Here is a 24,724-nt window from a genome sequence, read left to right as displayed (position 1 = left end):
CGGATCCCGTCCGGGAGCGGCAAGCGGTTTTCGGGCGTGACAGAGTCGTGGTGTGTTGAGTGATCAGGTCCTCGTGTTGGACGGCGGGCTCTCCAACCAGCTGGCGGCCCAGGGGCACGACCTGTCCGACGAGCTGTGGTCGGCCCGGCTGCTGCGCGACGACCCGGAGGCGATCGTCGAGGCGCACCTCGCGTACTTCCTGGCTGGCGCGAGCGTGGCGATCACGTCCAGCTACCAGGCGACGTTCGAGGGCTTCGCCAAGCACGGCATCGACCGCGACGAGACCGCCCGGCTGCTGCGCCGCAGCGTCGCACTCGGTCGCGAGGCGGTGGACCGGGCACGGGCCAGCGGGATCGACCGGCCGATGTGGGTGGCGGCGTCGGTCGGCCCGTACGGCGCGATGCTGGCGGACGGCTCGGAGTACCGGGGGCGGTACGGGCTGAGCGTGGACTCGTTGGAGGCGTTCCACCGGCCGCGGATGGAGGTGCTCGCCGACGCGCGGCCGGACCTGCTGGCGGTCGAGACGATCCCCGACGTCGACGAGGCGCGGGCGCTGGTGCGGATCGTCTCCGACCTGGGCGTGCCAGCGTGGCTGGCGTACAGCATCGAAGGTGCCCTTACGCGGGCCGGGCAGCCGTTGGGGGAGGCGTTCGCGCTGGCGGCCGATGTTCCGCAGATCGTGGGGGTGGGCGTGAACTGCTGCCTGCCCGAGGACGTCGGGGCGGCGGTCGGGGCGGCCGCCGAGGCCAGCGGCAAGCCCGTCGTGGTGTATCCGAACAGCGGGGAGTCGTGGGATGCCCAGGCGCGGAGCTGGCGGGGTCGGTCGACGTTCGACCCGGAGCGGGTGTCGGCGTGGCGGGAAGCGGGCGCCCGGCTGATCGGCGGCTGCTGCCGGGTCGGCCCCGACCAGATCGCCCAGCTCGCGGCGGTACTGAACGACGCCGGCGAGGGGGACGTTCGGGCGGCCCGGCGTGGCCGTGTGGCGAAGGGGACGTAGCGGGTCGGCACGGTCTGTCCTGGTTATGCTCAAGCCACGTGCGGCTCCTGGAGGGGCGGGGGGTTCTGAATTGGCGCGTGGACTCACCGTCGGTGTGTTGACGCCGCTGCTGTCCGGCCACTACTTCGGAGGGCTGCTGCGCGGTGTCGCGCGCGCCACCGCCTCCGCCGGCGGCAAGGTCGTCGCCGTGCAGACGTTCGACCCCGGTGTGGACGAGATCGCCTACCTGGACCTTTCGGACTTCCAGCTGCCCGTCGCCTGGCAGCACGTGGCCGGCTTCGTCGTCATCCTCAACTCCGCCGACCGGCGATACCTGGACGCGCTGCGGGACGCGGGTAAGCCGGTGGTGATGGTGAGCCAGGAGGTGCCCGGGTTCGACTGCCCGGTCGTGCTGCCCGACAACCAGCGCGGCGCGCAGCTCGCCGTCGAGCACCTGATCGAGCACGGCCACGAGCGGATCGGGTTCGTGGGGTGGATGGCGCAGGAGGACATCCGGCAGCGGCATCAGGCGTACCAGGAGACGCTCGCCGCCCACGGGATCCCGTACGACCCAGGTCTGGTCTTCCCCGCCGACGACAACGTGACCACCGGTGGGGAGGCGGCCGCCGAGCTGATGCTCGGCGCTGGCATGCCGGCCACCGCGTGTTTCTGTGCCAACGACTACAACGCGGTCGGGCTGATCCGGGGGCTCACTGCCGCGGGACGCACCTTGCCCCGTGACCTCGCGCTGGTCGGCTTCGACGACGTCACGGCCGCCCAGCATGTCGTGCCGAACCTGTCGACGATCGACTCGGCGTTCGACGACGTGGGGCAGGAGGCCGGCGAGGTGTTGCTGGCGATGCTGGCGGGGCGGGAGGTGCCGCCGGGGAAGCGGTACGCCCGGGAGGGGCAGTCACGCCTGGTGACGCGCGAGTCGTGCGGCTGCCCGCCGCAGGACGCGGGTGGCGAGCCGCAGCGGCTCGCCGCCGAGAACCAGTACCTGGAAAGGGCGCTCAACAGCCAGTACGGGATCACCATGGAGCTGCTGCGCAGCGACGGCAATCCGGCGGCGCTGCAATGGCTCGAACACTCCCAGGCGACCAGCGGGTGTCTTGGCCTGTGGATGCCGGATCATCATGCAGAAGATCCGCTATTGGAGATCGTCGGGACCTATCACCGTGACCCGGCCGTGGAGCTCAAGCCCGACGAGCCCGTTCCCGTGAGCGCGTTTCCACCCGCCGAGTTGATCGAGGAGTCAGACCCCGGCGCCGGGCAGATCGCGGTGGTGGTGCCGGTGCGGCTGCGCGACAGCGACCGCGGGATGCTGGCTCACGTCGGCCCGATCGACACGCAGAAGTCGTCCATCGTCGAGACCGTCAACCAGTGGGCAGCGCTGCTGTGCGGCATGCTCGACCACCGGGCGGTGGTGACGTCGCTGCGGGAGCAGGAAGACCAGCTCCGCCACGCCGCCCTGTACGACCGGCTGACGGGCCTGCCCAACCGCACGCTCTTCCTGGAGCGGGTCGGGCACGCGCTGGGCCGCACCGGCGACGGGTACCGCTTCGGGATCCTCTTCCTCGACCTCGACGGCCTGAAGGTGGTCAACGACAGCCTCGGGCACCTGGCCGGAGACCGGCTGTTGTGCCAGGTGGCGGAGCGGATCAGCGCGGAGGTCAGGCCGGTCGACACGCCGGCGCGCTTCGCCGGCGACGAGTTCGCGGTACTGGTCGACGGGATCGGTGACGCCGACGCGCTGACCGCTGTCGCCGAGCGCCTGCAGGAGGCCATCGGCCGCCCGCACCGGATCGCCGGCCAGGAGGTGGTCGTCAGCGTAAGCATCGGCATCGCGGAGGGGACCAGCCAGTACCAGAGCGCCGAAGACCTGCTGCGCAACGCGGACATCGCGATGTACCGCGCGAAGGCCCGCAAGAAGGGGTCGCACGCGGTCTTCGACGTGTCGATGCGCGCGGAGGCGATCGACCGGCTGCGCATCGAAACCGAGCTGCGCCACGCCGTCGCCGCCGGGCAGCTGGAGCTGCACTACCAGCCGATCGTCGACCTTGCCACGGGCGGGACGGTGGCGGTGGAGGCGCTGCTGCGGTGGCAGCATCCAAGTCGCGGCCTGCTGTCGCCCGCGCAGTTCCTGCCGGTGGCCGAGGAGGCCGGGCTCATGGTGCCGATCGGCCGCTGGGTGGTCGCGGAGGCGTGCCGGCAACTGGCCGGCTGGCGCCGGGACGCCGTCGTCTCCGAAGATCTGTGGGTCAGCATCAACCTTTCGGACCGCCAGTTCTGGTACGGCGACGCCGCCGCGATCGTCGCGGCGTCCCTGGAGCACGAGCGGCTGCCCGCGCGCTGCATCGCGCTGGAGATCACCGAGGGCGTCGTCGTGCACGACGTCAAGGCCGCGCAGAGCATGCTGCAGGGCCTGCACGACCAGGGGCTGAAACTGTACGTGGACGACTTCGGCACCGGGTACTCGTCGCTGAGCGTGCTGCGCGAGCTGCCCATCGACGCCCTGAAGATCGACAAGTCGTTCGTGAGCGACGTGGCCACCAGCGCCAGGGCGCGCGAGCTGGTCCGCACGATCATCTCGATGGGGCACAACCTGGGCATGGGTGTGATCGCCGAGGGGATCGAAAACCCCGTTCAGCACGCGCTGCTGCGGGAGCTGGGCTGCGAGCTGGGTCAGGGCCACCTGTTCTCGCGCCCGGTGCGGCGGCTCAGTCCCACGCCTCGCCCAGAGCGGTGAGCTGATCGGCGTACTCGATGCGCTCGCGCCATCCCGCCGGCCAGGCGGGCATGCCGAGCCACGCGCCGAGGAACGCGCCGGCCAGGCACGCGATCGAGTCGGAGTCTCCGGACGTGGCAGCGCCGCGGGCCAGCGCGCCCACCGGGTCGTCGGCGTGCCTGATCGCGCACAGCAGGGCGGTGGCCAGGGCCTCCTCGGCGATCCAACCCTCGCCGGTGACCTGGCAGGCGTCCTGCCCGTCGTCGGGCCGCGACAGGGCGAGGTCGAGCCGGTCCAGGGCGGCGAGGCACTCGTCCCAGCCGCGCCGGATGAACTCGGCCGGCGTGGTGACGCCCGGCTGCTGCCACAGGTCGTCGAGCCAGTCGCCGCGGTACACCGTGCGCTGGTCGTGGCAGCGAGCCCGCAGCAGGGCGGGCACCGCGGCCGGTTCGGCGCCGTCGCGCAGCAGCCGGATCGTGTACGCCGTGAGCTCGCTGGCCGCCAGCCCGGTGGGATGCCCGTGTGTCATCGCCGCCTGTAGCTGTGCCGCTCCGGCCAGGGTGTCGAGGTCGTAGGTGGGGACCAGTCCGACGGGCGCGACGCGCATGTTCGCGCCGCAACCCTTGGACCCGGCCACGGTGGCCCGCGTCCACGGCACGCCGAGCGACAGGTCACCGCAGGCGCGCAGGCATGTCATGCCGGGGGCACGGTTGTTGTCGGGGCTGGCGGCCCACTCCAGAAAGCGGTCACGCAGCAGCGGTACCAACACGTCAGGCGTCGGTGCTGGTGCGGCCAGCACGGCCTTGCCCACGGCGAGCGTCATCTGGGTGTCGTCGGTGACGAGAGCGGGATCGCCCTCGAGCTCGCGCGGGCCGTCCGGGCCGTACCGCGCGCGGATCTCGGCCACGGTCATGAATTCGGTCGGCTTGCCCAGCGCGTCGCCGTACGCCAGCCCGAACAGGCACCCCGATGCGGTCGCGGACGCCATCAGAAGGCCGTGTACCCGCCGTCGATGACCAGCACCGAGCCGGTCATGAAGGCGGACGCGTCGCTCGCGAGGTAGATGAGGCTGGGCGCGATCTCGTCCGGGGTGGCATAGCGCTTCATGGGTGCGTCTTCGATCCAGTGCTGGCGGAACTCGGGGCGGTCGACCGGGGCCATCTCGGTCTTGATGTAGCCGGGGGCGAGGGCGTTGACGCGGATGCCCAGCGGCGCCCACTCGGCCGCGAGGGACTTGGTGAGCTGGTGCACGGCCGCCTTGGACGCGTTGTACGCCGGCTGCCACTGTGGACGGTTGACGATCAGCCCGGAGATCGAGCCGACGTTGACGATGGTGCCGCCGCCGCGCTGCGTCATGTGCTGGCCGAACGCCTGGCAGCAGTTCCACACGCCGTTGACGTTGGTGTCGATGACCTCGTGCCAGTCGTGTTCGGTGACGTCGAGGGCGGGGGCGTGCACGCAGGTGCCGGCGTTGTTGACGAGGATGTCGACGCCGCCCATCTCGCCGACGATCTCCTGGACCACGCGGTCGACATCTCCGCGCTGGCGTACGTCGGCCTGGAACCCCCGGACGGTCGCGCCGTCCTGAAACTCGCCCAGCACCTGGCCGGTCTTGGCGGTGTCGCGGGCGACGATGGCGACGCTCGCGCCGGCCTCGGTAAGTGCGGTGACGAACGCCCGCCCGAGCCCCCGGTTTCCGCCGGTCACGACCGCCACCCGCCCCGCGAGTCCGAACGCGTCGAGCACTGACATGTCACTCCTCCCGCATGTTGTTCAGCGCCAGTTACGGCGCATCCAGCGTCGCAGCAGCGGCGGCACCACCCAGGAGTACACGCAGAACACCAGCCACAGCAGCCCGACTATGGCCGACAGTACGGGCTGACCTATCGCGCGGAGGCCGAAGATCATCGCGGCCGCGACCGCCCAGGTTTTCAGCGCCCCGAAACGCAGCGTGGGGCGCAGCGGCAGCATCAGCGGGTGCCGCGCGATCCGCAGCTCCAGCGCCGACTCGGCGAACGCCTGCTCGGTCGGCATCGTGGCCGCCGCCTGCCGGTAGCCCTCGTACGCCGTGTCGACCTGGCCGCGGATCGCGCTGGTGCCGCCGAGCAGCGCGTGCGCGGCCGGGTGCTCCGGGTGGGCGGCGACGAACTCGCGGCTCATCCGCTGGGCGCCCTTGTCGTCGCCGCTGGCGTACGCCACCTGGATCCGCGTGGCGTACACGATCGGCGCCTCCGGCCGCAGGGCGGCGGCCCGCTCGACCAGCTTCGCCGCCTTGTCGGTCTGGCCGTTGGCCGCGCAGACGTCGGCGTACGTGCAGAGCAGCTCGACGTCCTGCGGCGCCAGCGCCAGCCCGTCCAGCAGCGCGCGTTCGGCGACCTGCGAACGCCCGAGCCGGTGCTCGGCGCGGCCCAGGTGGCGCAGCAGGTCGGGGTCCGGTCCGGAGGCGGCCAGGCCGGCGCTCGCGGCCTCGACCACCTCCTGCCAGCGCTCCATCTGGCCCAGCGCGGCGCAGCGCAGCTGGGTGGCGGCTGCCCCGACCGCCTCGGCGGGAGGCAGGGTGGCCAGCTCGGCGAGCGCCTCCTGCGGCCGGCTCGCGAGCAGCAGCGCCTCAGCGCGGGCAAGGGCGGGCGACGGCGCGGTCATGCGCCGCCTCCCGCAGCCGACACGAAGCGGAGGGAGCGGGGCGGCTTTGGGGCGCACGACCCGCGCGAGCGGAGGCGAGCGCCGGCTAGCCCTGTCATCGGACGAGGACCAGGATCAGGATGGCTTCGAGGACGCCGAAGCCGATGGCCGCCGCGATGCCGGGGCCGACCAGGCTGGCGGGCTCGCCGCCACGGTAGGTGTAGGACCGGAACGGCTTGCGCTGGAAGGCCAGCACCACCAGCGAGACGAGAATGCCGGCGATCATGGCGCCGAATCGCACAGGGGCGTTGCCGTCGACGGCCGCGGCGACCGTGAGCCGCGCGCCGAAACCGACCAGCCCGGCCGCGCCGATGGCGGCCAAGTGCCGGCTGGGCAGCGCCAGACGACCGCCATTGAGTACGCCCAGCGCGGCGGCTGCCAGCGGGCCGCCGAAGAAGGCCGGGTACAGGATGGACTCGGGACGCCACGGCGGTTTGCCGGGTGCGGGCTGCTCCCGGATCGTCGGGCTGAACAGCTCGTCCTGCATCGGTCCCCCATCCTGCCGGCGGTGCGGCGCCGGCACAGCATAATGGCCGACCATGAGCGCCCCGTTGATCGATAGCCTGATCGCCGCCGTCGAGGCCAGCCCTCAGGATCTGCCGCTGCGGCTACACCTGGCCGAGCTGCTCGTCACCGCTGGCCGCGGCCCGGAGGCGGTCACACACCTCGCTGTGGCTCTCCAGCAGGACCCCGGGCACGCCGGGGCCCGGGAGTTGATGGCGCGAGCGCTGGCTCCGCCGGCCTCGGCGGCGCCCTCGCCCTCGCCGTCGCCTTCGCCGTCTGGGCAGGAGGGCATGGACTGGCGCGCCTACGAGGAGGAGTTCGCCGAGTCGGTGCCGCCCCGGTTCGTCCGCTCGGACGACGAACCGGACCCGGTCATGGGGGAGGAGGACCGGATCGTCGACGTGGAGACCTCGTCGGTACGGCTCGCCGACGTCGGCGGCATGGCAGATGTCAAGAAGCGCCTGGAGATGGCCTTCCTGGGGCCGTTGCGCAACGAGAAACTGCGCTCGCTGTACGGCAAGAGCCTGCGCGGCGGCCTCCTGCTGTACGGGCCGCCCGGCTGCGGTAAGACGTTCCTGGCCCGGGCGGTAGCCGGCGAGATGGGCGCCCAGTTCGTCACCGTCTCGCTGGTCGACGTGCTGAACATGTGGATCGGGCAGTCGGAGCAGAACCTGCACCAGATCTTCGAGACCGCCCGCCGCAACGCGCCCTGCGTGCTGTTCCTCGATGAGGTCGACGCGCTCGGACACAAGCGCAGCCAGTTGCAGTCGTCGGCTATGCGCACGCTCGGTAATCAGCTGCTCGCCGAGATGGACGGCATGGAGGGCGTCAACGACGGCGTCTTCGTGCTCGCGGCCACCAACGCGCCGTGGGACGTCGACCCGGCACTGCGCCGCCCCGGACGGCTGGACCGGACGGTGCTGGTCGTGCCGCCAGACACCGACGCGCGCCGGGCGATCCTCGAGGTGCACCTGCGCGACCGGCCGATCGCCGGCATCGACCTCAAGCGCCTGGCCGGCGCCACCGAGCGGTTCTCCGGCGCCGACCTGGCCCACCTGTGCGAGACCGCGGCCGAGTACGCGATGCACGACTCCCTGGTCAGCGGTCAGGTGCGGATGATCGAACAGCGCGACTTCGAGACCGCGCTGCGCGAGATCCAGCCGTCTACCGGCGCGTGGATGACGACCGCGCGCAACGTCGCGATGTTCGCCAACCAGGACGGTTCATACAACGACCTGGCCAAGTACCTGAAGAAGAACAAGCTCATGTAGCCGCGCCGGCGTTACGGGATCAGGGCCTCGCGGCGGCAGAGGACGGTGATCCGGTACGACAGGCCGACGTTCGACCAGATCTCGCCACGCAGCGTCAGGCAGAGGCCGACCCGGTCGTCCTGCTCGGGGTGCTCGAAGAAGTCCGCCTGCGGGTCCGCGATAGCGCCGATCAGCCCCTGCGTGCCCTGCTTGGTGCCGGGCACCTGGAGCAGGCCGACCGACACCTGCACCTCGGCGTCGTCGAGCGCGCCGACCGTGTACCAGTGGGTGTCGGGCAGGAACAGCTGCGAGTCGACGGCGCGCCGCTGGTACAGCGGGCCCATCATCCCGGACACCGGGTCGGGGATGTCGCCGATCCAGGCCGTCCCGGCGAAGTCGGTGCCCAGCCGCAGCACGTCGGAGTGGAACTCGGTCACGAGGGTGTCCAGGCGCGGCTGGGCGACCAGGTGCACGTCGGCGTCGATCACAGCGGCACGCTAACACCAAGCTCCACCGGAACGGTGAACCAGGTCGGCCGGCGCGCTCGAACCGCCCTCACCCACTATCTCGGCTCTCCCGCCGGCTCTCCCGCCGATCAAGGGCGAACGCACGTGGAAAAGAGATCGAACCACGTGCGTTTGCCCTTGATCGACGGCGCGAGAGAGCGGGGTGCGGCGCCCCCGGGCCGTGGGAGAGCCCACAAGGTCTCTTGGTCAACCTGAACAGCCCTTAAGTCGCCACGGGTCCTGGTCCGGCGCCCGGCGTTTCGTCAGACCCGCGTGTGATGCTGAGCGCGTGGTCTTCGTTTTCGATGCTGAGCTGTGGATCTGGGATGCCAGGCGCGCCGACAGCTGGACGTTCGTGAGCCTGCCGGCCGAGACGGGCGAGGAGATCCGTGACCTGGCCGGCGGGGCTCCGCGCGGCTTCGGCTCGGTCCGGGTCCGCGCCACGGTCGGCGGCACCACCTGGCTGACGTCGATTTTCCCGGACAGCGCACGCGCCACCTACGTGCTGCCCGTCAAACGCGCCGTTCGCAAGGCGGAGGCCCTCGACGCGGGCGACACCGCGACCGTGACGGTCGAGCTCATCGCTCCCTGACGGGTTGTGCCGCGGCCGGAGCCCTGTCTACTAAACGGGCGGCACGCGGATTTCGCCCCGGGCGACCGGGGCGACCTGGCCGGTGACCGTCGCGCTGACCACCTGGCCACGGCGCGCGGTCACCCCACAGTCCAGCGTGGACGGACGCTGGATCTCGCCGCCCTGCCGGACCGTGTAGGACGACTCGGCATCGGCGGGCAGCAGGCCAGACGTGACGAGCCACACGCCCAGCCCGAGCGCCGCCGAGCCGGTCGCCGGGTCCTCGGGTACCCCGACGCCGGGGACGAAGACCCGCGCATGGGCGGTGCTGGTCGCCGCGTCCCAGGCGACGACGCTGACCTGGCGCACGCCGTGCGCGCGCGCCGCGGTGGCGTCCAGGTCGGCTTTCGCGACCGACTCAGCGTGTACCGCCAGGAAAGGAAACTCCAGCCCGCATCCGGCCATCCGCGGCGCCGGTCCTGCGAGGTCCACATCGGACAGCCCGGCGACGGCCAGCAGCGGGCCCGGGTCGAGCTCGGGACCGATCGTCGGCGCGCCGCCGGTGAGGGTGGCGTGACCCGCCTCGTACACGTCGATGGGCAGCAGCCCCGCGCCGCACTCCTGCACCACCTGGCCGGCCGGAAACAGGCCCCGGCGCAGTTGCGTGACCGCGACGCCGACGCTCGGGTGCCCGGCGAACGGCAGCTCGGCGGAGGGAGTGAAGATGCGGGCCCGGTAGGTGGCGTCCGGCGCCGTGGGCGGCAGCACGAACACCGTCTCGGAGAGGTTGAACTCCCGCGCGATCGCCTGCATCTGGTCGCCGCTCAGCCCGTCGGCGTCGAACACCACCGCGAGCGGGTTGCCGGCGTAGGGCCGGTCGGTGAACACGTCGACGATCTCGTACGGGAGCGCGGCTGACATCCGGCGACCCTACCCGCCACCTGGCCCGGCGCGGCCGACCCGCGGCCAGAAAGATCCACCCGTCCCCGATTGGCCCGCGGGGCGCCGTGGCGACCAGTTCGGGGCTGCCGTGTGGGAGCGTCTCGATCTCGTTGCCGGCGGCGACCTGCCCGCCGCGCCCTACGCGGTGGTCACGCCGATCCGCCAGCCGGTGGCGGTGCGGTCGGCGCCGAGCACCAGGACGGGGCCCGGCGGCGGGGACGACGCCGGCCAGCGCACGACGGCCGGCGACTCCTGCTCGCGGTACGGGTATACGTAGGAGCCGGTGGCGTCGACGTACGCGAACTGGGCCGCTTTCACGGCACCGGGCGGGGTGTCGATGCGCAGCCCGTCAGAGCCGTCCGGGACCACACGGAGATCGAGCGCGGCCGGCTCGGGGTCGACGCGCTCGCCGCCACCACGGCCGTACCAGAGCTGAACAGCCACTGTGGACAGTATCCGGGGTGGCGAGCCGCCATGCTTGACCAGGGCTGCCTCGCTGGGCGTACCAAAATTGATGTCATCGGCGACCTGCAGCCAGTCGCCGGCGGTGGCTGACCCGGGGGAGCCGTAGGCGGCCTTGAGCCTGGCCACGACGGGGCGGAAGCCCGCGACGTCGCCGTACCGGGCGCGGGCACCGTCGGTCAGCATCGCCCACGCGCCTTCGACGTCGTCCGCGCGGGCCAGTTCCTCGAAGCGCCGCGCGGTCTGCTCCGCCGCCGGCCTGATGTCGGGCCGGATGTCGCATCCGCACGCCACGCCGCTGTCTCGCGTCAGCACCGTCACCGTCGTCCCGAGGGCCGCCGCGAGGGCGACGAGCCCGACCCACCACCGTTTTCTCATGGGGATGGGACGGGCGGGACGGCGTGGGGCGTTCCGGGGCGACGGTCTCGGCTCGGTCACGCCGGGGCGCGGAGGACGCGGAAGAGGGTCTCGCGCCGGACCTCGAAGCCCAGGGCGGTGTAGAGGCGGATCGCGTTGGTGTTCGTGGCCGCCGTGTGGAGGAAGGGAACCTCGCCGCGGTCGCGGATGCCGGCCGCCACGGCGCGGATCAGGCGGCTCGCGTGACCCCGGCCGCGGTGCGCGGGATCGGTGCAGACCGCGCTGATCTCGGACCAGCCGGGCGGGCGCACCCGTTCGCCGGCCATCGCGATCAGCGTGCCGCCGCGCCGCACGCCGAGGTAGCCGCCGAACTCGACGGTGCGCTTGCGGAACGGGCCCGGCTCGGAGCGGGCCACCAGGTCGAGCATGTCCGGCACGTCGGTGGCGGTGAGGTGGACGGCGTCCGGGTCGCGCGCCGGAGACACGCCGGCGTCGACCATCTGCACGCCGTCGAGGGACCAGACCACGGTCCAGCCCTCCGGCGGCGTGGCGTCGACGCCCGCGACGGCGACCTCGGCGCCCGGCCCGGCGAGCTCGGCGAGATCGGCCCAGCCGCGCGCGCCCGAACCGGGGCGCAGCGTGGCGAACGCCGCGACGTCCGGGTGGTAGCGGGCTGCGGCGCCGTGCACCTCGGCCAGGTGCGCATGGGCGCCGGTCAGTGCCGCCCACGCCGCGTGGTCCAGCACGTGCGTCATCCTTCGATCCTCGCGTACGGGTCACGGCGCCCAGTGATGGCAAGCGCGGTGGTGGCGCGCGCCACAACGAACACGGTGATCCGCCCAGCCGCTGGGGTATGTTGGCCGGCGTGCGCCGCCCTGATCGCGCTGGTCCTCACCACGCCGGCGATCGCGTTGCTGGCATCGGCCACCGCCCACAGCGGCGTGCGCGCACACCATGCCTGTGCCGACATGGCCTGCGATCCCGGCCTCGCCGAGCGGGCGCGTTCCTCACCTGGCCGAGCCGGCCCGGCTTCACGGCAGACCTACGCGCTCTCCTCTAGGGCCCCGTCCCTCGCGCGCGCCGTCCCTCGCGCCCCCGCGCGACACGCCGACAGCGCGGAGAAAGTGGCGCGCGGGCGTCACCGGTTGCCGTGTTTCGTTCGACGGACAGTTAGTGCGTCGGGATGGTCGTGGATTCGTCTGACGATGCGAGTCCTGGTTCTGGGATGGCCGCTCTGCCAGCTAGGAGGAAGACATGACCAGTGGACCCTGGATTCGCCGCGGGGTGGTGAGGGCTGCCATCGCGGTGGGCCTCGCCCTCGCCCTCACCGCCACGATCGGGCCGGTACCCGCCGCCGCGGCGCAACCGAGCGCCGTCGTGACCTGGAACTCGTACGCGCAGATCGCGATCTGGGACGTCGCGCAGCAGGGGCCGCACGTGCAGTCACGCAGCTTCGCGATGGTGCAGGGCGCCGTCTACGACGCGGTGAACGCGATTGCCGGCAAGCCCTTCCAGCCGTACCTGGTGGCGCCCGCGGCGACCGGCACCGAGTCCGTGGAGGCGGCCGTCGCGGCGTCGGCGCACCAGGTGCTGATGAGCCTGTTCCCGGGGCAGTCGGCGAGCCTGCAAGCCCGCTACGACCAGTACCTCGCCACCATCCCGAACGGCCCGAAGAGGCAGGCCGGCATCGCGATCGGCAACCAGACGGCGGCCGCCATGATCGCGTCCCGGCAGAACGACGGCGCGTTCGGCCCGCAGACGTTCGCGGTGGGCAGCCAGCCCGGCCAGTGGCGGCCGGTGCCACCCACGGGCAACGACGGCGGGTGGGTCGGCTTCATGAAGCCGTTCATGATCCCGAGCCAGTCGATGTTCCGCACCAGTGGTCCGAACCCACTGACCAGCGCCGCATACGCGAAGGACTTCAACGAGGTCAAGCAGATCGGTGCCTTCGACAGCGCCACCCGCACCGCCGACCAGAGCAGCGCCGCGGTCTGGTGGCACGACCGGCGGCTGACCGAGTGGGAGATCAAGCGCCAGGTCGCCACCAACAAGAACCTCAACAACATGCAGGCGGCGCGGATGTTCGCCATGGCCAACCTCGCGGAGGCGGACGCGCTCGTGGCCTGCTACAACGAGAAGTACTTCTGGAACGACTGGCGGCCGTACCACGCGATCCGGCTCGCCGACACGGACGGCAACCCGGCAACGGTCGCCGACCCGAACTGGACGCCGTGGCTCACCACGCCGCCGTTCCCGGACTTCACCTCCGGGCACACCTGCTACACGGCGGCCACGATGGGCACCCTGGCGTACTTCTTCAAGACCGACAACATGTCGTTCAGTGCGTTCAGCCCCGCGTCGAACTCGACGCGTTCCTTCACCAAGTTCTCGCAGGCGCTCACCGAGGTCGTCAACGCGCGCATCTGGGGTGGCATCCACACCCGCCACGCCGACGTGCAGGGCGCGAAGATCGGCGCGCTGGTCACCTCGTACATGATCGCGCACCACTTCCGGCCGCGCTGACGCGCGACCGCTGACGGCGGCGTCCCCTCGTGAGAGGGGACGCCGCCCCGCCATTACCCTTGATCCACAAGGGGAGGTACGGGGATGGCTGAGGTCCGCGGACAGTCCAGGCGCGACCTGGGAATGACCGCTCTGGTACTGGGATTCTTCGCGGCGGCGTGGTTTGGCTGGGGCGGTGGGGCGGCACCCGACGGCTGGCAGCCGTTCCTGACCGTTGGCTCAGTCGTGGCGCTGATCGCGGCGGTTGCCGGTGCGGTGGTCGGGTTCACGAGCCGCTCCGCGACCAGGCTCAGCCGCGACCGGGCGGCGTCCCGGCGGTACGGGATCATCGTGGGCATCGAGTTCGCCGCCATCGCGCTCGGCGGGGTCGTGCTGGGCCTGGCCGGCGCCGCGGAGTACGTCGCGGCGTGGGTGTGTCTCGTCGTCGGCGTGCACTTCTTTCCGCTGGCGCCGGTGCTGCGCGACCCGCTGCTGGTGCCGCTGGGCGCGCTGGTGTGCGCGGTGGCCGTGGTGGCGACCGTCGTCGGCCTGACCACGTCCGTGGCGGCCAGCTCGGTCGCCGGCCTGGGCGCCGGGGTGCTGCTGGCGGCGTACGCGGCGATCGCGCTGGTGCGCGGGCTCCGCGCCTAGGTGTTGATGATGCTGCGTCCGTTCTATCCGATCAGGACCGCCCGCCTGCTGTTGCGCCCCTTCACCCGGGCCGACGTCGACGACGTCTGGGCATACCAGCGCCGGCCGGAGGTCGCCCGGTACATGAGCTGGGAGCCGCGGACCCTGGCACAGACGGAGGCCGCCGTCGCGCAGATGGCGCGCGAGGACCGGCTGGCGGGGGAGGGAGACTGCCTGAGCCTCGCCGTCGTGCGCGCCGACAATGACCGTGTCGTCGGCCAGGTCGAGCTGGTGTGGCACAGCACGACCAGCAGGCAGGGCGAGCTGGGGTACGTCTTCAACCCCGACCACCATGGGCAGGGCCTTGCCACCGAGGCGGCCCGGGAGATGCTGCGGCTCGGCTTCGAAGGGCTCGGCCTGCACCGGATCGTCGGGCGCTGCCATGCCGAAAACCACGCCTCCGCCCGGCTGCTGGAGCGGCTGGGCATGCGCAAGGAAGCGCACTTCGTCGACAACGAGCTGGTCAAGGGCGCCTGGCGCAGCCAGCTGGTGTATGCCGTGCTGGCACCGGAGTGGCGGCTCAGATCGTGATGACGATCTTGCCGCGAACCGTGCCGCCGGTCAGGTGGCGCATCGCTTCGGGCAGCTCGTCCAGCGGGTAGGTGCGGTCGACGACCGGCTTGAGGGCACCGGACTCAAGCAGCGCGGAGAGCCTGCCGGTCAGCTCGCCCTTCGGGGGCAGCTTGCCGGTCGGGCGGGGCAGCTGGCGGTTGACCGCGCTGCGCGCGACCAGACCCAACAGCCGTGGGATGCTGCCGAGCCACCGCCGCCCGTCGCGCCCGTACTGGTCGTGGCCGACAAGGACGTACCGGCCGTCGGGCGCGAGCAGCGGGCGCAGCGCGGGAAACCGGTGGTTGCCGACGATGTCGAAGACCAGGTCGTAGGGGCCGCCGTCGAGGTCTTCGCGGGTGTGGTCGACGACCCGGTCGGCGCCCAGCGAGGTGAGCAGGTCGAGCTTGGCGCCGGTGTCGACGGCGGTCACCTCCGCACCGGCCGCCTTCGCCAGCTGTACCGCTACCACGCCCACGCCGCCGCCGGCCCCGTTGACGAGCACGCGCTGGCCGGCGGCGAGGGGGCGATCGCGCGGCAGGTTGATCAGCGTGATGATGCCCGCGTTGAGCACGGACGCCGCTTCCTCGAACGTCACGCCAGCCGGCTTGGGGGCCACCACGTCCTCCGGCACCGCCACGTACTCGGCGAACGCGCCACCGTTGCGCCACGTGTAGCCGCGGATCGTCTCGCCGTACACCTCGTCGCCGACCCGGAACCGCGTCGCGCCCGGCCCGAGCGCGGCGACCTCGCCGGCCATGTCGGTGCCGGGGACGGGCTGCTTCGGCCGGCGCGGGCCCGAGCCCATGAGGCGCAACGCGTACGGCAGGCCGGTCACCACGTGCCACACGTCGGGGTGCAGTGAGGCGGCGCGGACGCGTACCAGAATCTCGCCCTCGCCCGGCGCCGGCCGCGGGATATCGCGGACGCGCAGCGCGTCCGGCGAACCGTACCCATCCTGGACGACCGCACGCATGCCGCCACCCTAGCGATCGTGAGCAACCGAGCGCGGGGTGGCGGCAGCGGGCGAGTCAGCGCGTGGGTGCCACGACGCACTTCGGGCCGGGTGCCTTGTAGAAGTCGAGCTGGACGGCGGGCTTGCCGCCGTCCAGCGGCGTGAGGGCCACTAGCACCACGACCACGCCGTCCGGGAGGCTCTCCGGCCGTACCCTGACTCGGGTCACGCTGGCGGACGCCTCTCCCAACCTGACCCACACCGTGTCCGGCAAGGCCTTCATCCGCGTGCCGCGGTCCTCCACCGGGCAGTCCTCGGGGGCGGAGGGTCGCAGAATCTTCACCTTGTCGTCCACGGCGACAGCGAGTTCGCGGTTCGCATCGCCCGGGTCTCCGGGGCGGTTGACGGCCACCGCGAGCGTGCCGTCCTTCTCCTTGGTAACGGCGTACGCGGGGCCGCCGCCGCCGCTGGTGGCGAGGACGGTCGCGATGGCGGCCGCGGCGGCGACCAGGGCGCCGCCGAAGGCGAGCCGGGGCCGCGTCAACCGGTGCCGCGCTTTTGCTGGTACCGGGTCGGCCACCACCCGGGACTGGAGCTCGTCGAGCAGTGCCTGTCGGAAACGGGTCATTCCAGTTCCTCCTGGATTCGCAAGGCGGAACGCAGCTTTGCCCGGGCGCGGAACAACCGCACCCTCGCCATCCCGGGCATTAGTCCCATCGCGGTGGCGGCCTCTTTCGGGCTCAGGCCCGTGATATCGACGAGCTCGACGAGTTCGCGGTCGGTGGCGGACAGCTCGCTGAGCATGCGGTACGCACGGTGCGCCCGCCGCTCGTTGTCGATCTGGTCCTCCAGCAGCGCGACATCGTCGGCGTCCAGCAGCCGGCGCCCGGCGAACCGGGCCACCGCCTGTCGATCGGCCAGCCGCTGACGGTAGAAGCGGCGCAGGGTGTTGTGCCCGATGCCGAGCAGCCAGGGCAGCGGTCGGCCACGGCGCGGGTCGTACGTCGGCGCGTTCTCCAGCGCGGCGATGAACGTGTCCGCGACCAGGTCGGCCACGTCGTGCGGATCCTGCAGGCGGCGGGCGAAGTACCGGACCACGTCGGCGTAGTGCGCCGCGTAGAACGCCTCCAGCGCCGACGGGTCGCGGCCGATGTCGCACACCCGCTCCGCGTCCAAGGCTTGAGTATCGGTCACGTTCTCTATAGCCACGAACCCGCTTCGCCGTTACAGGCAGGCCTTGAGGGTGATCGCCGTGGCGGCGCGGTGGATGGACGCGACCATCTTCGCCATCAGGCGCCGCCGTCGCCGAAGGCGAGCGCTTGGGCGCGCGAGTGCACGCCATCGGCGCCTTCTACCAGGTGCTGGTCGCCGGCCCGGCCGCCGCATGGCTGGTCGACCCGGATAGCGTCCCATCCAGTGCCGACCTGCTGGCCGCCATGCGTACCATCGCAACGTGATCTTGGAAGTCGACCTGAGCCTTATCGAGTCCCTCGCCGTGCTCGGCGCCGGAGCGGCCGCCGGCGCCATCAACGCCGTGGTGGGCTCCGGCACGCTGATCACGTTTCCGGTGCTGCTGGCCCTCGGGTACCCGCCTGTTGTCGCGAACGTCTCCAACACCGTCGGCCTGGTGCCCGGCTCCCTCTCCGGCGCGTACACGTACCGCCGCGAACTGGCCGGGCACGGCCGGCTGCTGCTCACGCTCGCCATCGCCGCCGTCGCCGGTGCGATCACCGGCGCGTTGCTGCTGCTCTGGCTGCCCTCCGGTGCGTTCGACACGATCGTGCCGGTACTGATCGGGCTAGCACTGATCCTCGTGGTGGCGCAGCCGTGGCTCGCCCGCCGCCTGGCCGGTATCCCGCCGGGAGAGAAGCACCGGCCCGTCGGGCCGCTCCTGCTGCTCGGCGTGTACGCGGCCGGCACCTACGGGGGATACTTCGGCGCGGCCCAGGGCGTACTGATGGTGGGCCTGTTCGGCGTGCTGCTCTCGACCGACCTGCAGTGGCTCAACGGCATCAAGAACCTGCTCACCGGCCTGGTCAACGCGGTAGCGGCGGTGCTGTTCGTGATCGTGGGCGACGTCGCGTGGGAGCCGGCACTGCTGATCGCGGCCGGCTCCGTGGTGGGCGGCTTCGTCGGCGGCCACTGGGGCAGAAAACTCCCCCGGGCGGTGCTGCGCGGCGTGATCGTAGTGGTAGGCCTAGCCGCGATAGCCAACCTGCTCTTCTAACCCGCCTCACCCCTGCGCCCCGCTCCGCGTCGTGCGGGCTCCGCCTCGTGCGCGCTCCGCCTCGTGCGCGCTCCGCCTCGTGCGCGCTCCGCCTCGTGCGCGCTCCGCGCGCCCTCTTGCCGCCGATCAAGGGCGAACGCACGTGGTTCGATCTCTTTTCCGCGTGCATTTGCACTTGATCGATGCGATTGGCCTTGATCGGCGTCCTCCACAGGCACGGCGCTACCCGTATGCGAGGCGGCGGAAAGCCAGCCTCGGACGCCGCGGCATCAGACAGGCGGACGTCGACCACCCCGAAGCCCAGACCACCGCGCGGTCGCGGGATTTTGGCGGGTCAGACGGGCGCGGGCGCCGTTTCCCCGATGTCGCGCGACTCGTGTCGCACCCGGGCGGCGAATCTTGAACGCTTCTTGCTGCCAGGGCGACATAAGCGGGCGATCCGACCGAGGGCGACGCTGGCGAGAGGGACCGCGCCCCGCTGCGGCCTTGACAGAGCATCGCAACGCCTAGTCCCAAGGGCGCCGATCAAGGAGATCTTCATCGATCAAGGGCGAACGCACGTGGAAAAGAGATCGAACCACGTGCGTTCGCCCTTGATCGGCGCGAGGGCGCGAGGGCGCGAGGGCGAGGGCGCGAGGGCGCGAGGGCGAGGGCGCGAGGGCGCGAGGGGGAGAGGGCGCGAGGGCGCGAGGGCGAGGGCGCGAGGGCGCGAGGGGGAGAGGGCGCGAGGGGGAGAGGGGGAGAGGGCGCGAGGGGGAGAGGGGGAGAGGGCGGGGAGCGGCGGGGGCGCCGCCGGCGGGTCAGGTGTTGCGGCGGCGGAGGGCTGTGTAGGCGGCGAGGGCTGCCGCTGTCCAGGTGAGGGCTATCGCCGTCTGTGCCGCCAGGGCGGGGGCGTCCAGGCCGTTCACTGTCGCGCGGGCCGTGGGAAGAAGGGGCGGGACCAGCCACGGCACCGGGGAGCCCTTGGTGCCCAACACGAACGCCAGCACCGTGCCGCCGGCCAGTACCGCCAGCCCGCGCGCTGCGTTGCCGACCACCGCCCGGCTGGCCAGCGCGCCCAGCAGCAGCGCCGGTGGTACCAGCAGCAGGTGTGCCCATACTCCGGCGGTCACCCCGGAGGCGAGCGACGGGTCGCCTGGCGCTTCGGGACCGGTGATCCCGCTGATCGGCCAGGGCACTGCGAGCACCAGCGCCACCATGGCCAGCGCCGGCACGAGCGCCGCGAGCAGCCCGGCGGCCAGCTCCCGGCCGCGGCCGCCGACGGCCACAATGGACAGTTGGCGCTGGACGTCGGGCTCGGCGTTGAGCAGTATCTGGGTCTGCCACGCCAGCACGGGAAACAACACGGCGGCGGAGAAGCCGTACGCCTCACCCGCCTGCGCGCGGCCGCCGCCGTAGATGACGCCGAGCACCACGAGCACCGTCAGCAGCGGCGCCAGCGCCCGCCCGGTCCGCACGAACCCGGCCAGCCGCATCCGCACCAGCGCGATCACTGTGCCTCCTGGTTCGCTCGGTCGCGCGGCGCCAAAGGCGACGCCTTCCCTCGCGCCGCGCGCGACTTCGTCGGCGCGTCGCTTGGTCCAGGCGCCGCCGCGCCAGCTCCCTCGCTCACGGTGCCTCCTGGTTCGCTCGGTCGCGCGGCGCCAAAGGCGACGCCTTCCCTCGCGCCGCGCGCGACTTCGTCGGCGCGTCGCTTGGTCCAGGCGCCGCCGCGCCACCTCCCTCGCTCACGGTGCCTCCTGGTTCGCTTGGTCGGGCGGCGATGGAAGCGACGCCTTTCCGTGCGCCGCGTGAACTGCCTCGCTCACTGTCCTCGCACTCCCAGCACTCGGTGGCCCGCGGCGCGCAGGCTGGCGACGGCGGCCGGCACGTCGGAGGTCGCCACCGCCACCTCGATCACGCACTCCAGGCGTTCGTCGGCGGCCTCGACGAGAGTGCCGTCGACCAGCTCCCAGCGCCGCACCCCGGGCAGCTCGCCGGCGCTGCCGAGGTGGTCGCTGATCAGCGCTCGGCCGCCGGCCGCGACGGTCTCGGCCACGATGAGCGGCACCTCCGCCCGGGTGGCCGCGTCGAGCCCTTCCCACGGCTCGTCGAGCACCAGCAGCTCGGGCCGGCACAGCACCGCCTGGATCAGGCCGACCTTTTGCGCCGAACCCTTGGACAGCTCGACCATCGCGGTGTCCAGCAGGCCCGCGCAGTAGAGACGCTCGGCCCAGCTGTCGACCGCGGGGCCCGCGTCGGCCGCCGCGAGGCCGTGGATCCGGGCCATCCCGACGAGGTACCGGCGGGCCGTGAACGGCTGGTCGGCGGGGAACCGCTCCGGCACGTACCCGATGCGTGCTGGACGGTCGCGGACCGCGCCCTTCTGGGCGCGCAGTAGCCCGGCGGCGAGTTTGAGCAATGTGGACTTGCCCACGCCGTTGCGGCCCACCACGGTCGCCGCCTCACCCGGCCGCAGTTCGATGCTGGCGCCGCGGAGCACCCACGGATCACCGCGCCGGTATCGCAGCCACACGTCGTCGAGTCGCACCGGTCGATGGTGCCACGCGAGCCTGGTGCGGGTGCCAGCGAGCCGGGGGCCCTGCGTGGGGAGCGGGGGTCCCGGCAGCGGCATAGGGTGAGAGGTGCAGGCCATGATCATGGGAGGGCGGATGAGCCAGAACGGGCGGGCCGAGGGGTTCGACGAGTGGAACGTGGTCGAGGACGACGGGGTGCTGGACACCTCCGACACGCTCGACGACGACCGGGTAGCCGATCCGCTGGACACCGGTGTGGCGCCGGCCGACCGGTGGTCGGGGGCCAACCGGTTCGGCACGACGCCGGCTGAGGCGCGGGCCGGTGAGTCGCTGGAGCAGTTGCTCGCCGAGGAGGAGCCGGACGTCGACCCGTACGCCGAGGACGGCGCCGACGACGAGGACGAGCTGTCCCGGCGGGGGTATGAGCGGGACGTGCGGGCCGGCCGGTTGGTGGCCGATGACCAGGGGTTTGGCGAAGACGCGGAGGCGGAGTCGGTGGCGTGGGACGTGGGCATCGACGCGGGCGGTGCCAGCGCCGAGGAGGCCGCCGTGCACGTGGTCGACGACCCGTTCGGCCCGGGTGAGGGTCCACTGCGGTAGGTTGACACCGCACTAGTAACTCAGTTACTACTGTTTTCGTGACGATCGCGGAGACCCTGCTCGGCCTGCTCGAACCTGCCCCACGGCACGGTTACGACCTGCGCCGGGAGTACGACGCCCAGTTCGGCGAGCGCCGGCCGGTCAAGCCGGCCCAGGTGTACGCCACGCTCGGCCGCCTGGCCCGAGACGGCGACATCCACGTCGTGTCCGTGGAGCAGGTCGGCGGGCCGGAGCGCACCACGTACGCGCTCACGCCCGACGGGGTGACCCGGTTGGAGCGGTGGCTCGTTGAGCCCGAGGCGCACACGCCTTATCTACAGTCAGTGATCTTCACGAAGGTGATCCTGGCGCTGCGGTCGGGGCGCCCGGCCGAACGGCTGCTCGACGCCCAGCGCACCGCGCACGTCGCGGCGATGCGCGAGTTGATCCGCCGCAAATCCGGCGCCGATCTCACGACCGTACTGAGCTGTGACTTCACGATCTTCCACCTGGAAGCCGACCTGCGCTGGCTGGAGCACACCGCGGCCCGCCTGGACAAGCTGGCCGAGGAACTCGCCGAGGAGCTGTAATGAGTGAGCCCCTGCTGCACGCGACCGACCTGCACCTGGCGTTCGGTCCCACGAAAGCACTGGCCGGTGCCGGCATCGAGGTGCGGGCCGGTGAAATGGTGGCCCTGGTCGGCTCGTCCGGGTCGGGCAAGTCGACACTGCTGCACTGCCTGGCGGGCATCCTGCGCCCCGACAGCGGCGAGGTCACCTACCGCGGCGCCCGCCTCGACACGCTCTCCGAGGAGGCGCGAAGCAAGCTGCGGCGCGACGAGTTCGGGTTCGTGTTCCAGTTCGGCTCTCTGGTGCCGGAGCTGACCGCCGTCGAAAACGTCGCCCTGCCGCTGCGGCTGGCCGGCGCGAAGCGGCGCGGTGCCGAGACCAAGGCGCGCGAGTGGCTGGAGCGCCTCGGCGTACTGGAGGTCGCGGCCAAGCGCCCCGGCGAGATGTCCGGCGGCCAGGGGCAGCGGGTCGCGGTCGCGCGAGCCCTCGTGGCCGGCCCGCGGGTCGTGTTCGCCGACGAGCCGACCGGCGCGCTCGACAGCTTCAACGGAGAGCTCGTCATGGAGGAGCTGATGGGCGCGGCCCGCGCGCAGGGCGCGTCGGTCGTGCTGGTCACCCACGAGACCAGGATCGCCGCGTACGCCGACCGTGAGATCGTGCTGCGCGACGGCCGCGTCACGTCCCCGATGGTCGCACTGTGACTGGCTTCGACGTGGCGCTCGGGGTGAGGTTGACCCTGAGCGGCAGCCGGGTGCGGCTGCTCATGATGGTCGGCGGTGTCGCGGCCGCGGTCGCGCTGATGCTCGGGATGTCCGGCGCGCTGCCGGCCGCGGCGGAGCGGATCGGAAAGACCGCCGGCCGCGGCGTGGAGCCGGCGGCAGAGGGCGGGGCGCGCACCGACGGGGTGCGGGCACGGTTGTCCGTCGGGCTGTGGCGCGGCCATCAGGTACGCGTGCTGCTCGTGGCGAAGGCGGGCGTGTCGCCCGCGGCGCCACCCGGTGTGCCGCGGACGCCGGGTCAGGGTGAGGTCTTCGCGTCCCCGGCGCTGGCTGCCGCGCTCGCCGGCCCGCGCGGTGCGGAGCTCGCGCCCCGGTTGCCCGGCAAGGTGGTCGGCACGGTGGCGCGTGAGGGTCTGGTCGGGCCGGACGAGCTGTACGCGGTGGCCGGGGTGAGCGCGGACGCGCTCGACGGCGTCGGTGCGTCCGCCGGATGGGCGGCCGACTTCGCGAAGCCGGCCGGTGGCCTGTTCACCGGGCAAAGCGCCTATGTGGACGGCAGCGGGATGCGGCACTCCAGCAGCCCGGCCGAGGCGATGCCGCTGGTGCTCGGGCTGGCGGCGGTTGGCCTGATCACGCCGCTGCTGGTGCTGGTCGGCACGTCGACGCGGCTGTCGGCGGCCACGCGGGAACGGCGGGCCAGCGCGATGCGCCTGATCGGCGCCACGCCGCGCCAGCTTCGCCGGCTCGGCGCGGTGGAGGGCGCCATCGTGGGCGTCCTGGGCGCCGCCGCCGGGCTCGCGCTCTTCTACCTGCTCCGCACGCCGGTCACGGCCGCGATCCCGATCCAGGACGGCCTGTACGCGGGCGACGTCGCGCCGCCACTGGGCGCCACGCTCGCGGTGCTCCTTGGCGTGCCGGTGCTGACGACGGCGGCCGGGGTGCTCTCGTTGCGCCGTGCCCTGTCCACGCCGCTTGCCGCGCGGCGGCAGGTCGCGCTGTCCGGCGCCGGATCGCTGCGACTGGCGCCGCTGGCCGCCGGGCTTCTCGCACTGTCCATCGTGTACGCCGACCGCGGCGCCCTCGCCACCGGTGCCTTCCACGCGAAGGTGCTGCTGTTCGGTGGGGGAGCGGCCTGCCTGGTCGGCCTCGCGATCGGCGCGGCGCCGCTGTCCCGGCTGGCCGGTGCGCTGCTGGCGCGCTGGGGTCCGGGATTGGCCAGCCAGTTCGCCGGACGGCGGCTGCTGACCGACCCGGCCGGCGCGGCGCGCACCGTCACCGGCACCGCGCTGGTGGTGGTCGTGGTCGGGTGGCTGATGGCGTTCCTGCCGATGCTCACGCCCGGCCCTGTCGAGGGCAATGGCCACCTGATCGGCGTGCTCCCCGAACGTACCGTGGTCGTCATGCTCGCTGCGGACTCCGATGTGGACGATGCGGTGGCGGGTGCTCGTGCGGTCCCCGGTGTCGCCGAGGCGGTCGCGTTCCGCGAGGTGACGCTGCTCCCGCCGGGCGTGCCGATGGCCGAGGAGATGGACCTGGACAACCCCACCGTCGACCAGGGTGTGCGCGCAGTGGTCGCCGACTGCGAGGCGCTCGGCGCGGTGCTTGGTGGTGCGGTGGCCGGATGCCGGCCGGACACCGTGCAGCGACTGTCCACAAGCGACTTCGAGGCGGGTGTGCTGGCCGCCGCCGGCAAGCTGGCGCCGGACGGCACGGGGCCCGCCATACCGCTCCCGGACGGCATCGACACCCTCACGCTGCCGGACGGGCTGACGCAGGACGTGTCGTACGGCTTCACGATCCGCGGTGACCTGCTGGTGCCGCCGGCGCTGCTGGCCGGCTGGGACGAGCCGGGCCGGTGGTTCCCGACGCTGCTGGTGACCACCGACGGCCGTGACGGCACGGTCGAGGCAGTGCGCACCAGCCTGGGCGCGACCGCGACCGTCCTCCCGCCGACCACGCCGGGGGAGGCCGCCGAGCTGGAACGGTCCGAATCGGACGGTTACCGGCAGGCCGCCCTCATCGCCGCGCTCGCCGTGGTGCTGACCGGTGGGCTGTCGCTCGCGGTCACCACCGCCGACGCGGTCCGCGAGCGGTACCGGGTGCACGCCGCGCTGACCGCCATGGGTACGCCGGCACGGCTGCTGCGCCGCGGGGTGCTGCTGCATACCGGCGTGCCGCTGCTGCTCAACATCGGGCTGGCCATCCTCGTCACGGCGGCGACCTCGTGGCTGTACGTGCGGGTCACCGCCCATGCGGAGCTGGTCGTCCGGCTGCCGTGGGCCGGGTACGCGGCCATCGGGGCCGCCGCGGTGGCGGCCAGCCTGCTGGCGACGGCGGCCGTGCTGCCGTTCGTGCGGGCGGCCACCCGGCCGGACGCGCTGCGCACCGAGTAGTCACTCGGGTTCGTTGGCGGCCTGACCGTCCACCTGGTACGGGGTCG

General features: G+C 72.5%; 27 protein-coding genes. 13 read left to right on the top strand and 14 right to left on the bottom strand.

All coding sequences use genetic code 11. The annotated features are described in order from the left end of the window. Positions 1-52: 52 nt before the first annotated feature. Positions 53-997 (top strand): homocysteine S-methyltransferase, encoded by a 945-nt coding sequence (mmuM, locus tag V6V89_RS13945; RefSeq protein WP_334619510.1) that lies wholly within the window; start codon positions 53-55, stop codon positions 995-997. Positions 998-1,067: 70 nt separating this feature from the next. Continuing rightward, positions 1,068-3,725 carry an EAL domain-containing protein gene (locus V6V89_RS13940; RefSeq protein WP_334619509.1) on the top strand — a complete coding sequence of 886 codons (2,658 nt, stop codon included), beginning with the start codon at positions 1,068-1,070 and terminating at the stop codon, positions 3,723-3,725. On the opposite strand, the gene V6V89_RS13935 is transcribed toward V6V89_RS13940, so the two are convergent. From V6V89_RS13935 to V6V89_RS13920, 4 genes are all read right to left on the bottom strand, one after another. Beyond that, the gene (locus tag V6V89_RS13935) at positions 3,697-4,692 is read right to left on the bottom strand and encodes an ADP-ribosylglycohydrolase family protein (RefSeq protein ID WP_334619508.1); all 996 of its coding nucleotides are present in this window, start codon (positions 4,690-4,692) and stop codon (positions 3,697-3,699) included. The two genes, V6V89_RS13940 and V6V89_RS13935, sit on opposite strands and share 29 nt — an antisense overlap. Further along, positions 4,692-5,456, bottom strand: a complete 765-nt coding sequence (locus V6V89_RS13930) for a glucose 1-dehydrogenase (protein ID WP_334619507.1) — start codon at positions 5,454-5,456, stop codon at positions 4,692-4,694. The genes V6V89_RS13935 and V6V89_RS13930 overlap by 1 nt, the downstream gene beginning before the upstream one ends. A gap of 21 nt (positions 5,457-5,477) precedes the next feature. After that, complete coding sequence (locus V6V89_RS13925) at positions 5,478-6,347, bottom strand: hypothetical protein (protein WP_334619506.1); 870 nt, start codon at positions 6,345-6,347, stop codon at positions 5,478-5,480. Between the two features lie 94 nt (positions 6,348-6,441). Continuing rightward, entirely contained in the window at positions 6,442-6,873 is a 432-nt protein-coding gene (locus V6V89_RS13920; protein WP_334619505.1) for a hypothetical protein, read from the bottom strand. A 52-nt stretch (positions 6,874-6,925) separates the two neighbouring features. Here V6V89_RS13920 and V6V89_RS13915 point away from each other — a divergent pair, with 52 nt between their 5' ends. After that, positions 6,926-8,161 (top strand): AAA family ATPase, encoded by a 1,236-nt coding sequence (locus tag V6V89_RS13915; protein ID WP_334619504.1) that lies wholly within the window; start codon positions 6,926-6,928, stop codon positions 8,159-8,161. An 11-nt stretch (positions 8,162-8,172) separates the two neighbouring features. Here V6V89_RS13915 and V6V89_RS13910 read toward each other — a convergent pair whose 3' ends face one another. Further along, positions 8,173-8,628 carry a hypothetical protein gene (locus tag V6V89_RS13910; protein WP_334619503.1) on the bottom strand — a complete coding sequence of 152 codons (456 nt, stop codon included), beginning with the start codon at positions 8,626-8,628 and terminating at the stop codon, positions 8,173-8,175. Between the two features lie 307 nt (positions 8,629-8,935). Between V6V89_RS13910 and V6V89_RS13905 the strand changes: the two genes are divergently transcribed. Then, on the top strand, positions 8,936-9,238 hold the full coding sequence (locus tag V6V89_RS13905; protein ID WP_334619502.1) for a DUF1905 domain-containing protein: 303 nt from the start codon (positions 8,936-8,938) through the stop codon (positions 9,236-9,238). 30 nt (positions 9,239-9,268) lie between these two features. On the opposite strand, the gene V6V89_RS13900 is transcribed toward V6V89_RS13905, so the two are convergent. From V6V89_RS13900 to V6V89_RS13885, 4 genes are all read right to left on the bottom strand, one after another. Beyond that, positions 9,269-10,138 carry a PhzF family phenazine biosynthesis protein gene (locus V6V89_RS13900; protein ID WP_334619501.1) on the bottom strand — a complete coding sequence of 290 codons (870 nt, stop codon included), beginning with the start codon at positions 10,136-10,138 and terminating at the stop codon, positions 9,269-9,271. 159 nt (positions 10,139-10,297) lie between these two features. After that, positions 10,298-10,999 carry a hypothetical protein gene (locus V6V89_RS13895; protein ID WP_334619500.1) on the bottom strand — a complete coding sequence of 234 codons (702 nt, stop codon included), beginning with the start codon at positions 10,997-10,999 and terminating at the stop codon, positions 10,298-10,300. A gap of 56 nt (positions 11,000-11,055) precedes the next feature. Beyond that, a complete protein-coding gene (locus V6V89_RS13890; protein ID WP_334619499.1) occupies positions 11,056-11,733 on the bottom strand; it encodes a GNAT family N-acetyltransferase in 678 nt (225 codons plus the stop codon). Beyond that, positions 11,730-11,948 carry a hypothetical protein gene (locus V6V89_RS13885; RefSeq protein WP_334619498.1) on the bottom strand — a complete coding sequence of 73 codons (219 nt, stop codon included), beginning with the start codon at positions 11,946-11,948 and terminating at the stop codon, positions 11,730-11,732. The genes V6V89_RS13890 and V6V89_RS13885 overlap by 4 nt, the downstream gene beginning before the upstream one ends. A gap of 284 nt (positions 11,949-12,232) precedes the next feature. Here V6V89_RS13885 and V6V89_RS13880 point away from each other — a divergent pair, with 284 nt between their 5' ends. From V6V89_RS13880 to V6V89_RS13870, 3 genes are all read left to right on the top strand, one after another. Beyond that, positions 12,233-13,501 carry a vanadium-dependent haloperoxidase gene (locus tag V6V89_RS13880; RefSeq protein WP_334619497.1) on the top strand — a complete coding sequence of 423 codons (1,269 nt, stop codon included), beginning with the start codon at positions 12,233-12,235 and terminating at the stop codon, positions 13,499-13,501. 84 nt (positions 13,502-13,585) lie between these two features. Next, a complete protein-coding gene (locus V6V89_RS13875) occupies positions 13,586-14,131 on the top strand; it encodes a hypothetical protein (protein ID WP_334619496.1) in 546 nt (181 codons plus the stop codon). Between the two features lie 9 nt (positions 14,132-14,140). Beyond that, a complete protein-coding gene (locus V6V89_RS13870) occupies positions 14,141-14,701 on the top strand; it encodes a GNAT family N-acetyltransferase (RefSeq protein ID WP_334619495.1) in 561 nt (186 codons plus the stop codon). Here the strand turns inward: V6V89_RS13870 and V6V89_RS13865 are convergent. The 3 genes from V6V89_RS13865 to V6V89_RS13855 are packed head-to-tail and all read right to left on the bottom strand — an operon-like array spanning position 14,691 to position 16,868. After that, on the bottom strand, positions 14,691-15,695 hold the full coding sequence (locus V6V89_RS13865) for an NAD(P)-dependent alcohol dehydrogenase (protein ID WP_334619494.1): 1,005 nt from the start codon (positions 15,693-15,695) through the stop codon (positions 14,691-14,693). The genes V6V89_RS13870 and V6V89_RS13865 overlap by 11 nt on opposite strands. Before the next feature lie 55 nt (positions 15,696-15,750). Continuing rightward, positions 15,751-16,302 (bottom strand): hypothetical protein, encoded by a 552-nt coding sequence (locus V6V89_RS13860; protein ID WP_334619493.1) that lies wholly within the window; start codon positions 16,300-16,302, stop codon positions 15,751-15,753. Continuing rightward, entirely contained in the window at positions 16,299-16,868 is a 570-nt protein-coding gene (locus V6V89_RS13855) for an RNA polymerase sigma factor (protein WP_334619492.1), read from the bottom strand. The genes V6V89_RS13860 and V6V89_RS13855 overlap by 4 nt, the downstream gene beginning before the upstream one ends. Positions 16,869-16,993: 125 nt before the next feature. Between V6V89_RS13855 and V6V89_RS13850 the strand changes: the two genes are divergently transcribed. Both V6V89_RS13850 and V6V89_RS13845 read left to right on the top strand, forming a co-directional pair. After that, entirely contained in the window at positions 16,994-17,131 is a 138-nt protein-coding gene (locus V6V89_RS13850) for a hypothetical protein (RefSeq protein ID WP_334619491.1), read from the top strand. Continuing rightward, positions 17,128-17,901: a sulfite exporter TauE/SafE family protein gene (locus V6V89_RS13845; protein ID WP_334619490.1), complete on the top strand. Its 774-nt coding sequence runs from the start codon at positions 17,128-17,130 to the stop codon at positions 17,899-17,901. The genes V6V89_RS13850 and V6V89_RS13845 overlap by 4 nt, the downstream gene beginning before the upstream one ends. An 800-nt stretch (positions 17,902-18,701) precedes the next feature. On the opposite strand, the gene V6V89_RS13840 is transcribed toward V6V89_RS13845, so the two are convergent. Continuing rightward, positions 18,702-19,394 (bottom strand): hypothetical protein, encoded by a 693-nt coding sequence (locus V6V89_RS13840; RefSeq protein ID WP_334619489.1) that lies wholly within the window; start codon positions 19,392-19,394, stop codon positions 18,702-18,704. A 311-nt stretch (positions 19,395-19,705) separates the two neighbouring features. Then, positions 19,706-20,431, bottom strand: coding sequence for an ABC transporter ATP-binding protein (locus V6V89_RS13835; RefSeq protein WP_334619488.1), 726 nt, complete (start codon positions 20,429-20,431; stop codon positions 19,706-19,708). A gap of 103 nt (positions 20,432-20,534) precedes the next feature. On the opposite strand from V6V89_RS13835, the gene V6V89_RS13830 reads away from it, so the two are divergent. The 4 genes from V6V89_RS13830 to V6V89_RS13815 are packed head-to-tail and all read left to right on the top strand — an operon-like array spanning position 20,535 to position 24,677. After that, entirely contained in the window at positions 20,535-21,017 is a 483-nt protein-coding gene (locus V6V89_RS13830) for a DUF5709 domain-containing protein (protein ID WP_334619487.1), read from the top strand. Between the two features lie 38 nt (positions 21,018-21,055). Next, a complete protein-coding gene (locus V6V89_RS13825) occupies positions 21,056-21,586 on the top strand; it encodes a PadR family transcriptional regulator (RefSeq protein WP_334619486.1) in 531 nt (176 codons plus the stop codon). Beyond that, positions 21,586-22,266 carry an ABC transporter ATP-binding protein gene (locus V6V89_RS13820; RefSeq protein WP_334619485.1) on the top strand — a complete coding sequence of 227 codons (681 nt, stop codon included), beginning with the start codon at positions 21,586-21,588 and terminating at the stop codon, positions 22,264-22,266. Before V6V89_RS13825 ends, V6V89_RS13820 begins: the two co-directional genes overlap by 1 nt. Then, a complete protein-coding gene (locus tag V6V89_RS13815; RefSeq protein WP_334619484.1) occupies positions 22,263-24,677 on the top strand; it encodes an ABC transporter permease in 2,415 nt (804 codons plus the stop codon). The genes V6V89_RS13820 and V6V89_RS13815 overlap by 4 nt, the downstream gene beginning before the upstream one ends. Positions 24,678-24,724: the final 47 nt, after the last annotated feature.

Source organism: Micromonospora sp. CPCC 206061 (genome assembly GCF_036906915.1).
Classification (GTDB): domain Bacteria; phylum Actinomycetota; class Actinomycetes; order Mycobacteriales; family Micromonosporaceae; genus Phytohabitans.
The sequence above is the reverse complement of the archived record's forward strand: the minus strand, read 5'-3'. Positions and strand labels throughout refer to the sequence as shown.

What these genes read in the sequence shown, in the direction of transcription:
- V6V89_RS13880 (WP_334619497.1), top strand. Translation starts at nt 12,233, where the DNA reads ATGACCAGTGGACCCTGGATTCGCCGCGGGGTGGTGAGGGCTGCCATC.
- V6V89_RS13865 (WP_334619494.1), bottom strand. Translation starts at nt 15,695, where the DNA reads ATGCGTGCGGTCGTCCAGGATGGGTACGGTTCGCCGGACGCGCTGCGC.
- V6V89_RS13930 (WP_334619507.1), bottom strand. Translation starts at nt 5,456, where the DNA reads ATGTCAGTGCTCGACGCGTTCGGACTCGCGGGGCGGGTGGCGGTCGTG.
- V6V89_RS13920 (WP_334619505.1), bottom strand. Translation starts at nt 6,873, where the DNA reads ATGCAGGACGAGCTGTTCAGCCCGACGATCCGGGAGCAGCCCGCACCC.
- V6V89_RS13915 (WP_334619504.1), top strand. Translation starts at nt 6,926, where the DNA reads ATGAGCGCCCCGTTGATCGATAGCCTGATCGCCGCCGTCGAGGCCAGC.
- V6V89_RS13890 (WP_334619499.1), bottom strand. Translation starts at nt 11,733, where the DNA reads ATGACGCACGTGCTGGACCACGCGGCGTGGGCGGCACTGACCGGCGCC.
- V6V89_RS13885 (WP_334619498.1), bottom strand. Translation starts at nt 11,948, where the DNA reads ATGTCGGCACAGGCATGGTGTGCGCGCACGCCGCTGTGGGCGGTGGCC.
- V6V89_RS13935 (WP_334619508.1), bottom strand. Translation starts at nt 4,692, where the DNA reads ATGGCGTCCGCGACCGCATCGGGGTGCCTGTTCGGGCTGGCGTACGGC.
- V6V89_RS13830 (WP_334619487.1), top strand. Translation starts at nt 20,535, where the DNA reads ATGATCATGGGAGGGCGGATGAGCCAGAACGGGCGGGCCGAGGGGTTC.
- V6V89_RS13895 (WP_334619500.1), bottom strand. Translation starts at nt 10,999, where the DNA reads ATGAGAAAACGGTGGTGGGTCGGGCTCGTCGCCCTCGCGGCGGCCCTC.
- V6V89_RS13860 (WP_334619493.1), bottom strand. Translation starts at nt 16,302, where the DNA reads ATGACCCGTTTCCGACAGGCACTGCTCGACGAGCTCCAGTCCCGGGTG.
- V6V89_RS13900 (WP_334619501.1), bottom strand. Translation starts at nt 10,138, where the DNA reads ATGTCAGCCGCGCTCCCGTACGAGATCGTCGACGTGTTCACCGACCGG.
- V6V89_RS13925 (WP_334619506.1), bottom strand. Translation starts at nt 6,347, where the DNA reads ATGACCGCGCCGTCGCCCGCCCTTGCCCGCGCTGAGGCGCTGCTGCTC.
- V6V89_RS13820 (WP_334619485.1), top strand. Translation starts at nt 21,586, where the DNA reads ATGAGTGAGCCCCTGCTGCACGCGACCGACCTGCACCTGGCGTTCGGT.
- V6V89_RS13875 (WP_334619496.1), top strand. Translation starts at nt 13,586, where the DNA reads ATGGCTGAGGTCCGCGGACAGTCCAGGCGCGACCTGGGAATGACCGCT.
- V6V89_RS13870 (WP_334619495.1), top strand. Translation starts at nt 14,141, where the DNA reads ATGCTGCGTCCGTTCTATCCGATCAGGACCGCCCGCCTGCTGTTGCGC.